The 13,187-nt window shown below is 42.0% G+C and carries 6 protein-coding genes and 1 pseudogene; all 7 read left to right on the top strand.

Annotated features, from left to right (window positions below; genetic code table 11):
- The first annotated feature begins 24 nt into the window (after positions 1-24).
- Complete coding sequence (locus RAM70_RS18135; RefSeq protein WP_312674972.1) at positions 25-6,426, top strand: cadherin domain-containing protein; 6,402 nt, start codon at positions 25-27, stop codon at positions 6,424-6,426.
- Positions 6,427-6,535: 109 nt separating this feature from the next.
- A pseudogene (locus tag RAM70_RS18130) lies at positions 6,536-6,655 on the top strand (bluetail domain-containing putative surface protein); the annotation flags it as partial.
- A 266-nt stretch (positions 6,656-6,921) separates the two neighbouring features.
- Positions 6,922-7,401: a hypothetical protein gene (locus RAM70_RS18125; protein WP_045359344.1), complete on the top strand. Its 480-nt coding sequence runs from the start codon at positions 6,922-6,924 to the stop codon at positions 7,399-7,401.
- 524 nt (positions 7,402-7,925) lie between these two features.
- On the top strand, positions 7,926-9,650 hold the full coding sequence (locus tag RAM70_RS18120) for a diflavin flavoprotein (protein ID WP_312674970.1): 1,725 nt from the start codon (positions 7,926-7,928) through the stop codon (positions 9,648-9,650).
- A 142-nt stretch (positions 9,651-9,792) separates the two neighbouring features.
- Entirely contained in the window at positions 9,793-10,293 is a 501-nt protein-coding gene (locus tag RAM70_RS18115; protein ID WP_312674969.1) for a phosphate-starvation-inducible PsiE family protein, read from the top strand.
- 246 nt (positions 10,294-10,539) lie between these two features.
- Positions 10,540-12,285, top strand: a complete 1,746-nt coding sequence (locus tag RAM70_RS18110) for a diflavin flavoprotein (RefSeq protein ID WP_312674967.1) — start codon at positions 10,540-10,542, stop codon at positions 12,283-12,285.
- Between the two features lie 128 nt (positions 12,286-12,413).
- Positions 12,414-13,187, top strand: a complete 774-nt coding sequence (locus RAM70_RS18105) for a hypothetical protein (protein ID WP_045359348.1) — start codon at positions 12,414-12,416, stop codon at positions 13,185-13,187.

The following is a 13,187-nucleotide window of genomic DNA, read 5'->3' as shown; positions in this document are numbered from 1 at the left end:
CAATAAACCTTTGCAGTTAATGTCATGACTTCTACCCTGTTGCCCCTCCTTCCTGCTATTTACGATGTTTTGTTCGATTTTGCTCAATCTGATGGTTTTTGGGCGAATTTAGAAACAGCCTTTGGCACAAGTTATGATGTGGTTAAAGCGACGCAATTACGACAGCAGTGGAAAAGCCGAAATTTTAGTCAACTTCCTGAGATTGAGGTTGTCAACAGCAGTGTTTTAGGTAGTGCAAATGGCGCTTATGGGATTAGCACCAATAAGATATATCTATCTGAAAGCTTTTTTGCTTCTGCTAGTTCAGATGCTTTGGTTGCGGTGATTTTAGAAGAAATTGGGCATTTTTTGGATGCTCAAATTAATAGGGTGGATACGGTGGGGGATGAGGGAGAATTATTTTCTCATCTGGTGAGAGGGGTTAATTTAACTGAGGCTGAGTTAACTTATATTCAAGCAGAAGATGATCGTGCTGTTATTGATTTAGAGGGACAATTTATAGGGGTTGAACAAACAGCACCAATTACTTTAATCGTTAATACTACTATAGATGAGAATGATGGTAGTGCCACTATTGGGAGTGGTTTATCTTTGCGGGATGCTGTGGCAATTGCTAATAAAAGTCCTAATACTCCCTATATTATTAAGCTGCAATCAGGAACAACTTATGCTTTAACTTATGTTAATGATACGACAACAGACGATCGCAGTTTGAAGACACAAGGTACGATTACCATTGAAACTGATGGAACAGCACTAGCTTCTATTGTTAATAATGCTAGTCCTATCTCTGGGCAGAATGATAACAATTATATTATATACAACTCTAGTAAACTTGGAGTTACATTAAATAATCTCTATATCAGCAACAAAGCAGGAAGGGGAATTTTTAACTGGGGAACATTAGCATTAAACAACAATACAATATCTGATAATACGGCTAATTTTTATGGAGGGGGAATTTACAACGGGGGAACCTTAACATTAACCAACAGTACAATATCTGATAATACGGCTACTTATGGTGGTGGAGGGGGAATTTACAACAACGGGGGAACCTTAACATTAACCAACAGTACAATAACAGGTAATACGGCTCCTCTTGGAGGAGGGGGAATTGACAACAGGGGAACCTTAACATTAACCAACAGTACAATATCTGATAATACGGCTACTTATGGTGGTGGAGGGGGAATTTTCAACAACGGGGGAGGGGGAACCTTAACATTAACCAACAGTACAATAACAGGTAATACGGCTCCTCTTGGAGGAGGGGGAATTGAGAACAGGGGAACATTAACATTAACCAACAGTACAATAACAGGTAATACGACTAATAATGCGGTTTATGGTTATGGAGGGGGAATTTACAACGCGGGAACATCAACATTGACCAACAGTACAATATCTGGTAATACGGCTAATTTTTATGGAGGGGGAATTTTCAACAGCGGGGGAACCTTAACATTGACCAACAGTACAATATCTGGTAATACAGCTGATTATGGAGGGGGAATTTACAACAACGGGGGAACATCAACATTAACGAATAACATTCTTACTAACAATAATGCCAACGTAGGTGGTGGTATTTTCAATTGGGGTACATGGAGTTCAAATAGTACTATTAGTGGAGATACTGCGAACCAAGTTTGGTATATAGACAAAAACGGAAAATCTACTCTATTCAACACCGAAATTCAAGATCCAAAATATCCAAATATATTTGATATTGGCACTTACACAGCACTCCCACCCACTCCTAATTCTCCACCTAAACCAACGATATCAGTCAGTAATGCGTGGGTCGATGTTCCCGCAGGGACTAATCAAACAAAAGTGCTTAAATTCGAGGTTAAACTATCCTCAGCCTATGATAAACCGATAACCGTTGATTACTATACCCTTGATGGAAGTGCCAATTCAATAGACCCTAACCAATTAAAAGATTTTAACAATGTTGTCAAACAAACCCTCTCCTTTTTCCCAGGAGAAACCAGCAAACAAATAGAAATTACCGTTTTAGGAAGTGCGCCTCCTACCGACCAAACCTTTGAAATTTTGGCCAAAGATACCGCTTATCGTAATTGGACAGATACGGACAAAGGCAAAGAAGTAGATAAGAAATATGACTATAGTGACCTAGGTTACGAAGGCTATCGTATCAATAAAGTTTTCAAAGATTCTAGCAAAGGATTTGATGCTTTTGGTTTAACTTCTGATGAAAAATTCTTTCTGGTTTTAGCCAATCCCCTTAATGCCAATGAATTTACATCCAATAGCAATAACTTACTGCAAGATATTGCCAATACTTCAGGCGGTAACAATACCGCCGCCTATACCGCTGGACAGAATCTAATCAACCAACTCACCAGCGCAAATCAATCCTATACCTTCACTGATGGCACAATTTATGACCTTGCTAAACCTCCTGTTTTAGCGATTCGGGGTACTGAATTCTCATCTGGTAAAGATTTATTAAGTGATACTGAAACCGAAGGAGTTGGCTATAATCAATTTAATAACAATAAAGCCGCAGTCAATCAATGGCTTTCAGAAGTAACCAATCCTCTAAGCGGATTGACTCTAAAACCTAATATTACAGGTCATAGTTTAGGCGGTGCATTAAGTCAGTGGGTAGGGGGTAGTTATACAGGACAACTCGGAAAGATTGTTACTTTCAATAGTCCGGGTATTTCTCAACAACCCGGCATTAATTTCAACGCTACTAATAACTTAGGTGTCACTCATTACATAACTTCGGCTGATTTGGTTAGCATTGCAGGTTCAAAATATCTGAGTGGAGTCTGGAACTTAGACAAATATTCCAAACTAACATCTGCAATTACTTTTGAAAAACATTCAGTTCCCGTCTTAAATCAAACTATTACAAGAACTAATTTGTCAAAGCCGACAGATTTAACCCAGAAAGTTGCCAACGGAAATACCACTGATTTAAGTGATTCCTTGTTTACATATTTTCCTGATGCTGATTATTTTGCTCTTCAAGCAGCCGTTACTCTAATAAGTCCAATTCTGGGTGCAGCTTTAACTTTTCGTGGAACCGTTGAACTGAATCGAAAAGCAATCGGAATTGCCATTGATAGTATTGGAAATATATCCGATGCAGTAAAATCCGCTTACAATGCAGCTAAATCTTGGACTTCAGATGCGTGGGATGCGATTATTGGACAGTCTAAAAAGATTCTTGGTTTATCTCCATCAACTGCAAATCAAAGCAATTCAACGCTAAAGCTTGCATCATCTTTTCTCGACACAAATAGCTATGAAATAGCAACAACAGCTACAGCATCACAGACAATTGATAACTTTTGGAGTGCCATACCTAACTGGGGAGATAACGCTTGGCAAGCTACAACTAAATGGTCAGGAGATGCTTGGAAAAGTATTGATGAATGGACACCCCAAACTTGGCAAGCAACAACTACCTGGACAGCAGCCGATTGGAATAAACCATTCTTTACTATCTCAAATCCGACAATTGTAGAAAACAATTCAGGAACAAATAACCTGATATTTAAAGTTACATTGTCAACCACAAGTACCCAAACAATTACCGTAAATTATGCCACTGCTAATAACACAGCAACAGCAGGAAGCGACTATACAGCCACAACAGGGACTCTCACCTTTACCCCCGGACAAATCAGCCAAGATATTATTATTTCCGTCAATGGTGATACTGCAATTGAACCGGATGAGACTTTCTTGATTAACCTTTCTAATCCTAGCAATGCACTGATTACCGATAATCAAGGATTAGGAACAATTACTAATGATGATGTCACCCTTCCTAGTATTACTCTTGCTGTCTCTTCTGAAAGTGTGACCGAAGATGGGACAACTAATTTAGTCTATACCTTCACTCGCACCGGAGTAACAACTGATGCTTTAACGGTTAATTACACGGTTGGGGGGACAGCCACTTTTGACACAGATTACACCCAAACTGGTGCAGCAAGTTTCACCGCAACCACAGGGACAGTTACTTTCGCTGCTGGTTCAGATACTGCGACTGTAACAATTGACCCCACTGCTGATACAAATGTTGAAGATGATGAAACCGTAACTTTAAACCTTGCTCCTGGGACAGGTTATGCCATAGGTACGACTGACGCAGTTGTGGGAATCATTACTAATACTGATAATGAAACTCCTAGTAATCAAGCTCCGACGGATTTAGCATTAAGTGCGACCACAGTCAATGAAAATGTCCCTGTTAACACAGTAATTGGAACATTTTCTACCACAGACCCCGATAGTGGTAATAGCTTTACCTATAGCTTAGTTACAGGAACAGGAGATACAGATAACTCAGCATTCTCGATTATAGGGAATCAATTACAGATTAATAATTCCCCGGATTTTGAAACCAAGAATAGTTACAGTATTCGGGTAAAAACCACAGACCAAGGGGGACTAAGTTTTGAGAAAACCTTGACAATTGCGGTAAATGATGTTAATGAAAATCCTAGTAATCAAGCTCCGACGGATTTAGCATTAAGTGCCACTACCGTAGATGAAAATGTCCCTGTTAACACAGTAATTGGAACATTTTCTAGCACAGACCCCGATACTGGCAATAGCTTTACCTATAGTTTGATAGCAGGAACAGGAGATACAGATAACTCAGCCTTCTCGATTGTGGGGAATCAATTACAGATTAATAATTCCCCGGATTTTGAAACCAAGAATAGTTACAGTATTCGGGTAAAAACCACAGACCAAGGGGGACTAAGTTTTGAGAAAACCTTGACAATTACTGTCAATGATGTTAACGAAACTCCTAGTAACCAAGCTCCGACAAATTTAGCCTTAAGTGCGACAACAGTAAATGAAAATGTTCCTGTTAACACAGTGATTGGAACATTTTCTACCACAGACCCCGATACTGGTAATAACTTTACCTATAGTTTAGTTACAGGAACAGGGGATACAGATAATACTGCCTTCTCGATTGTGGGGAATCAATTACAGATTAATAATTCCCCCGATTTTGAAACCAAAAATAGTTACAGTATTCGGGTAAAAACCACAGACCAAGGGGGACTAAGTTTTGAGAAAACCTTGACAATTGCGGTAAATAATGTTAATGAAAATCCTAGTAATCAAGCTCCCACAGCCCTAATTTTCCAAAATGCTGTCACCGAGTTAGCGGAAAATGTCGATGTCACCCCAGAATTTAAAGTCGCCGATCTCCTGATTGAAGATGATGGTTTAGGAACCAATAATCTCTTCCTCACGGGACGGGATAGGGAGCGCTTCTTAATTCGGAATTCGTCCCTTTTCTATGTCGGTTTTACTCCTAATTTTGAAGCCCAAAACAGTTACGAAGTCACCGTCAATGTCGATGATCCAACCGTTGGTGTCACCCCCGATCTCACCCAAACCTTAACTTTAAACATCACCGATGTCAATGAAGCTCCCACAGCCCTAATTCTTGCCAATAGCACTAATGCGATCGCTGAAAATACCGATACCAATCAAGGTGTCAAAGTTGCCGATATTCAGATCAGCGATGATGCCCTGGGGACAAATAGCCTTTCTTTGTTGGGCAATGATCAGAGCAGTTTCCAGATTCGTGGCCGGGAATTATTCTTCATCGGTAAGGCTGATTTTGAAGCCCAATCCCTCTATAATCTGACGGTGGCGGTAACGGATGCCACCCTCAACCCGGCTCCCAATGCCACGCCAGACGCAACGGTTAATTTCACCCTAGAAATTACCAATCTACCCGACCAAGACGTTAATCCCCAGGCCCTTGAATTTAAAAATACGGGCAATGGACAAGGTTCTCTGGTTTTCAACTTCAGTAACTTGCCCGGTAGCATACAGGTGACAGCCATTGAGGAGGGACTCCAACAGACGGGAGCTTTCTTTAATAACGTTGTCGGTCTCTATCCAGTGGCCGATGATAACGGAGCCGTTTTTGACAGCCTCGATTTAGATGGAGATGGCAACGTGACAGAGTTAATTCAACCCGGTCAAGCGGGTTATGCCCGTAGTGCCTTAAGTCAAGCAGTGAATAACTTCATTTTGCGGGCCAGTGGGGAAGGAGCAAACCAAAGCACCACCGCCGCTGAATTTGGGGATGTGTTGTTGCAAGGGGGGCGACGCTACGCACCCTTTGTGATTGCCAATGGCGGCAATCTGGGAGAAAGTCTGCAAGGGAGTATTCAGGCATTTTTGACCAAGAATCCCGATAACGTGGCGGCCACCCTAGAAAACTATATAAGTCATGAAGTGGCCTATTTCTCCTTTGGGGCGGCAAATCCCGATGGGGCGGAACATTTACGGTCAAGGGGGAATAATATCTTTGGCTTTGAGGATTTACCGGGGAACTTACCCAATATCAGCGATAACGATTTTAATGATGGGATTTTGGCGTTTAATTTTATTGCTTAATCATCCCTTGCTGGTTTGACAAACCATTTCCTCTGGGAGTTGGAGGTGGTTGTCTTTTTCTAACTGCGAATCACCGTCATTTGTCGGCCCACAGGACTCATTGCCGTTTCTGATTAATGGTGGCATGGCTGGCTTCCAATCCAGCAATGATTTATTAATAAATATCACCGGATTTACCGGCACTTTACCAGCTTTAGGGAGCATTCTAGTGGGTAATTTCTTTGTTTAATTAAGTAGGTGTAGGGTGCGTGTTTGCGACTATCAATTCCGTCAAAAAACCAAAATTAACAATCCGCCGTAACGCACCAACTCTATTATTAAATCGGTGCGTTACGCTATCGCGCTTCATACCCTAGAAGTAAGCGGACAACTCAAATGAACCCAACAACCGCCAATTATGATGAACCCTGGCAAGAAGCATTAAGCGAATATTTTGAAGCGTTTTTCTAGAAAACGGGTTTCTTCAAGAAACCCGTTTTCTGGACTTTAAGAGTCATGGCACACCTGAAAACAAAAGCGACTACTGGGAAACTGCCACAACGGGAACAGTGGAAATGGAAGTTAATCAGGGGATTGTATGAAAAGGAGTTCGAGAGGGAACAGATAATTAAGCTGTTTAAAATCATCGACAATAGGATGACTTTATCAACTGAATTGCAGTCAAGTTTAGAGAGTAAAGTTAAACAATTTGAGGAGGAAATAACCATGCCTTTAATAAGTAATATGGAATTGCGAGGAATAGAACGCGGTAAGGAAATTGGTAAGGAAATTGGTAAGGAAATTGGAGCATTACAAAAAAGCCGCAATGACATAAAAACAGTTTTAGCTGTGCGGTTTGGACAGATTTCTTCAGAAATTGAAGAGATAATCGGCAAAATGACTAACCTTACTATCTTAGAAGAGCTACTAAAATTAGTGGCTACTGCTAATTCTCTCGCAGAATTTAAGCAGTCTTTGGCAAGAATACAATCCTAGAACAACCATAAGAACATCTTACCGTAGGGTGGGCATCGCCCACAATATCGAGAAAACGGGTTTCTCGGAGAAACCGTTTTCTGGACTTTAAGACAAAAAAACGTTTCACCAGCGCGGAATAGCTGGTAAATATCCTCAAGGGTTACAGGTTCACTCATAGACTGACATCGGCAACACAACACCCCTAATCATTTTAGCGATTCGGTCGAGAAAACCGAGGAGAGCGAGAGAGCAAAAACGAGATAAATATTAAGAATTGTGTAAAAAGCTTGACAAATATGCAAAAGTGTATATGTGAAGGCGAGGACTTAGCTAACCTGTGGATACGATGCACAATCAGTATTCAGATCTTGATTCGGCAAGGCCGGCACTCCAATTAATAGCCTTAACCATAGAGAAAAGGTTATATAAATCTAACTAATCATTTACTTGAGTAATTGGTATTTTACAAATCGCTGAAAGCAAGTCACCATAGGAATTAAGCAAATGCAGTTCCGAATCAAATCCTGTGGGAGATAGAAATTATGGTTGCTTTAATCACCCCAAAACCCGCTAAAACCAGCCGTTTAACCACACAAATCCAAGAAATCGCCGAAAATACTTTTACCTTGCGCTGTTTGGATTGGGATCGCGATCGTTTTGATATCGAATTTGGTTTAGAAAACGGTACGACTTATAACTCTTTTGTTATTCAAGGGGAAAAAACCGCCCTAATTGATACATCTCACCGCAAATTCGATCGCCTTTATCTGGAGGAATTAACTAAACTAATCAACATCAATCATCTTGATTATTTAATTATCAGTCACACTGAACCCGACCACAGTGGTTTAGTCAAAGAGGTTTTGGAATTAGTCCCAGAAGTTACCGTAGTTGGGGCAAAAGTTGCCATGCAATTCCTGGAAAACATGGTACACAGACCCTTTAAACAGTTAATCATTAAAAGTGGTGATACTTTAGATTTAGGTAATGGTCATGTCTTAGAATTTGTTTCAGCCCCTAATCTTCATTGGCCTGATACTATCTTCACTTTTGATGCTAAAACTGCCACCCTTTTTACCTGTGATGCCTTCGGAATGCACTTTTGCGATGATCAAACCTACGATCGAGAAAAAGACCTGCTAGAAGCCGATTTTCAAACCTATTATGACTGTCTGATGCGACCGAATGCCCGTTCGGTTTTAGGGGCGATTAAAAGAATCGAGAAATTTGAGATTAATCTCATTGCCACCGGTCACGGTCCCCTATTAAAACACCATATTTCTGATTGGGTGGGACGCTATCAAACTTGGAGTCAAGAACAAACTTCTGCCGATACTTTAGTGGCTGTATTTTTTACCCAAGATTACGGACAAAGCGAACATTTAGCTACTATGATCAGTCAGGGTTTGACCAAAACTGATGTGGTGACAGAATTAGTCGATATGAATAATGCTGATCCCCACGAAGTCAGAGAATTGATCAATCAATCTAAGGGAGTTGTCATCGGAATGCCTCCCCAATCTTCCCCGATTAACCAGACGATTTTAAGCACGATTCTTGCTTCAATTAATGGCAAACAAGCGGTAGGATTATTTGAGTCAGGAGGTGGGGAAGATGAACCAATTTTTCCCTTAAGAAATAAATTACAGGAAATCGGGTCGATCGAAGCTTTTCCTCCTCTTTTAGTTAAAGACAATTCCAATCAATCCCTCGATTTGATTGCCGATGAAGCAGGAACCGACCTCGGCCAATGGTTAAGCCGAGAAAAAACGATTAAACAAATTAAGTCGATTAACAACGACTTAGAAAAAGCTTTAGGTCGTATTAGTACTGGATTGTACTTAATTACTTCCCAAAAAGCCGATTTATCTAGTGCCATGGTTGCCTCTTGGGTGACACAAGCAAGTTTAAATCCTTTGGGTGTGGCGATTGCAGTGGCCAAAGATCGGGCAATGGTATCCTTTTTACAGCCTAGCGATACCTTTGTTTTAAATGTTTTGGCTGAGGATAATTATCAGAAATTAATGAAACATTTCCTCAAGCGTTTCCCTCCCGGTGCCAATCGTTTTGAAGGCATTAAAACCTATACTGCTAACAATGGATCACCAATTTTAGCCGATGCCTTAGCTTACATAGAATGTGAAGTCACCAGTCGTTTAGATTGCGGCGATCATTGGGTAGTTTATTGTACCGTTAATACCGGACGAGTTGCTCGTTTAGATACCTTAACTGCTGTTCATCATCGCAAAGTTGGCAATCATTATTAACAGTTATCAGTTATCAGTTATCAGTTATCAGTTATCAGTTATCAGTTATCAGGAGGCAGGAGATTATTTTTATTTATTCTTCCCATCACCCTACTTCCCCACTTTCCTAACACCAAATTTTATCAATTTTAGGAGCAATAAAATGTACGAACCAATTAAAAAACCTTCCCCAATGATGGTGCGAGTAGTGCAAGTCTTAGAAACAATTCAAGATTTAATTGTCATTTCTCTCTGTATCGGTTTATTTAGCTTCATGGTGTTAGAAGTCAGAGAAATGTTTATGTCGCTGCTGCCACCGATTCAATTTCGGATTATTACCGCCGATATTTTATTCCTCTTGATTCTAGTAGAATTGTTCCGATTGTTGATTATTTATTTGCAAGAAAAACGAGTTTCTATCGGTGTTGCCGTCGAAGTTTCTATCGTCTCGGTTTTGCGAGAATTAATTGTCAGAGGAGTCCTAGAAACTAATTGGACACAAGTATTAGCCGCCTGTGCTTTTCTAATAGTTCTCGGTGCCTTAATGGTGTTAAGAGTTTGGCTTCCTCCCACCTTTGAAGGTATCGATCCCGAACAAAAAGTTTCTGAACGTTATCGTCAACATTTAGTTAAAGAATTAACTGAAATAAACAGCAAAATTTAGTCAGTTATCAGTTATCAGTTATCAGTTATCAGTTATCAGTTATCAGTTATCAGTTATCAGTTATCAGTTATCAGTTATCAGTTAGAAGGGGATAGGAAAATGGGGGAATAGGGTAATGGGGAGATAGAGTAATTTCAACTAAAACTCTAAAACCTCACTCCTCCCACACCCCACACCCCACACCCCACACCCCACACCCCACACCCCACACCCCACACCCAACAACTAACAACTAAATTAACAATTATGACCACTAATACTTTAATTCCCAATCCTGCTATCAATAATCGCCCCCGCGATGTTCAAAGCGCAGAAATTGCCGATCAAACTTGGGTTTTTCGCTCCCGTACTTGGGACAGATTAAAATTTGAAATAGAATATGGTCGTCAACGGGGAACCACCGCTAATTCCTATCTTATCCGGGGCGATAAAACTGCCTTAATCGATCCTCCTGGAGAATCCTTCACCGAAATTTATTTAGAAGAAATTCGTCAATATATCCCCTTACATCGTCTCGATTATCTGATTCTCAGTCACGTTAATCCCAATCGTATCGTCACTTTAAAGGCATTATTAGCCGAAACCCATCAAATCACCATCCTCTGTTCTAAATCTGCCGTCAATACCCTTAAAAATGCCTTGACCGATGCACAAATTTTGGGCATACGAACCGATGAAATCCTTGATTTAGGGCAAGGTCATCAACTAAGTTTTATTAATGTTCCTACGCCGCGCTGGCCTGATGGTATCTGCACTTTTGACCAAAAAACCCAAATTTTATACAGCGATAAATTCTTTAGTGTGCATCTGTGCAGTGACGATATTTGGGATAAAAATTGGAAACAATTAGACGCAGATCGTCGTTATTATTTTGATTGTCTCCATGCCGTGCAATCCAAACCGGTAGAAACAGCCCTCGACAAAATTAAAGAATTTACCGCCCAATATTATGCACCCGCCCACGGTCCGATAATTCGTTATAGTCTTAGTCGTCTTGCCCACGATTATCGCTATTGGTGTCAAGAACAAAAAACTCGACCCCTACAAGTGGCCTTATTATATGCTTCTGCCTACGGAAATACTGCCACCCTGGCCCGCTCGATCGAACGAGGATTATTAGAAAATGATCTGGCCGTAGAATCAATCAATTGTGAGTTTGCCACCCCCGCCGAAATTGGTCAAGCGCTCGAAAATTGTGACGGATTTATTATCGGTTCTCCCACCTTAGCCGGTCACGCTCCTACCCAGATTCAAACCGCTTTAGGAATCGTTCTTTCCACGGCAGCAAAAACTAAATTAGCTGGGGTTTTTGGTTCCTACGGTTGGAGTGGAGAAGCTGTAGATTTAATTGAAACTAAACTCAAAGATGCCAATTATCGCCTCGGTTTTGAATCCTTGCGCGTGCGTTTTAGCCCCACAGAAAGCAGTTTACAAGCAGGTTATTCAGCCGGAGAAACCTTCGCCCAGACCTTGAAAAAAACCAAAAAATTGCGAGTTCCCCAACAGGGAATGACCGAAACACAAATCGATCGCACTGCCCAGGCCGTTGGTCGGATCGTCGGTTCCCTCTCTGTTCTCACCACTCGCCAGGGCGAGGATCATGCTGGTTTCTTGACCTCTTGGGTATCCCAAGCCAGTTTTAACCCCCCGGGGCTAATTATCGCCGTTGCTGACGAACAAGCAGCCGATCGCCTAATTAACTCCGGAACCGTCTTCACCTTGAATATTCTCAAGGAAGGGCGCAATTTACGCCGCCATTTTTCCAATTGCATCAAATCTGGCGGCGATGTCTTTACGGGATTAGAAACCCAAGTCGGGGAAAATGGCTGTCTGATTTTAAGCGAAAGTCTCGCCTATCTAGAGTGTACGGTCAAAGAGCGACAACCCTGCGGCGATCGCTGGTTAGTCTATGCTACCGTCGAGCGAGGTCAAGTTTTGGATAGTAACGGTGTCACCGCCGTCGGTCATCGCAAATCTGGTGGTCAGTATTAAAACCGGACTAGCGGGGTCAAGCTTCAAGCTCCTGACTTTCCCCCTATGGTCTGCCTAGATTTCTGGGAAACAAATGTTATGTTAGTATCTAAAGTTATCATTCAGGGCTATTTTGTCTTTGTTTTCCCATGAAAAAATTGCCGCTAATCCTATCGGTGGGGAGTGTTGCTCTATTGTTGGTGGGATGTCCAGCTTCTGACCAAGCTAATCAATCCCCACCGATTACCCAAGAAACCCCCACCCCCTCTCCTAGTCCCCCGGCTGCCCCACCTCCTGCCTTTAGCGGTGCTGTGCAACCAGCCACCGAACCAGCCACCCCAAGGGTAGCTGGATTAATTCCCGCCACCGATCCCGACCAAAAACGGGCAGAAATTAACCGCGGTCGCAGCGATCCCTTCGCTATTTTGCCTCTGCAGCCCAATATTACGATTACAGAGGAAGAAAAACCCCCAGCTGAGACTCCAGCGGCCACTGGCGCACCTGCACCAGGAGGTAATCGTCCGGCAGCCGCACCTGCACCAGGAGGTAATCGTCCCGCCGCCGCACCTGCACCAGGAGGTAATCGTGCCACTCCCAGAGGACCGATAGTTAAAGCGCCGCCGCCGCCACCGCAACCAACGGAAGCGGCAGCAGTGCAAGTATTGGGCATCATCCGGTTGCCTACCAGTCCTATGGCGATCGTGAAAGCCCCTGGAGAAGCCACGGAACGTCGAGTTACCCCCGGTTCTACCCTCTCTAATGGTTTAATTTTAGTTAAAGCGATCGATACTAATCCCGATAATCCCTATATTGTCTTAGAACAATACGGTCAAACTATTACCCGTCGCCTAGGGGATGGTGTCCCCGAACCGGCCGCACCGCAAGCCTCGATCAGCTATAATATTTCCGAATCAGGAGAATAA

The sequence above is a fragment of the Microcystis wesenbergii NRERC-220 genome (genome assembly GCF_032027425.1).
Lineage (GTDB): Bacteria > Cyanobacteriota > Cyanobacteriia > Cyanobacteriales > Microcystaceae > Microcystis > Microcystis wesenbergii_A.
This window is presented reverse-complemented; position numbering and strand designations above follow the sequence as displayed.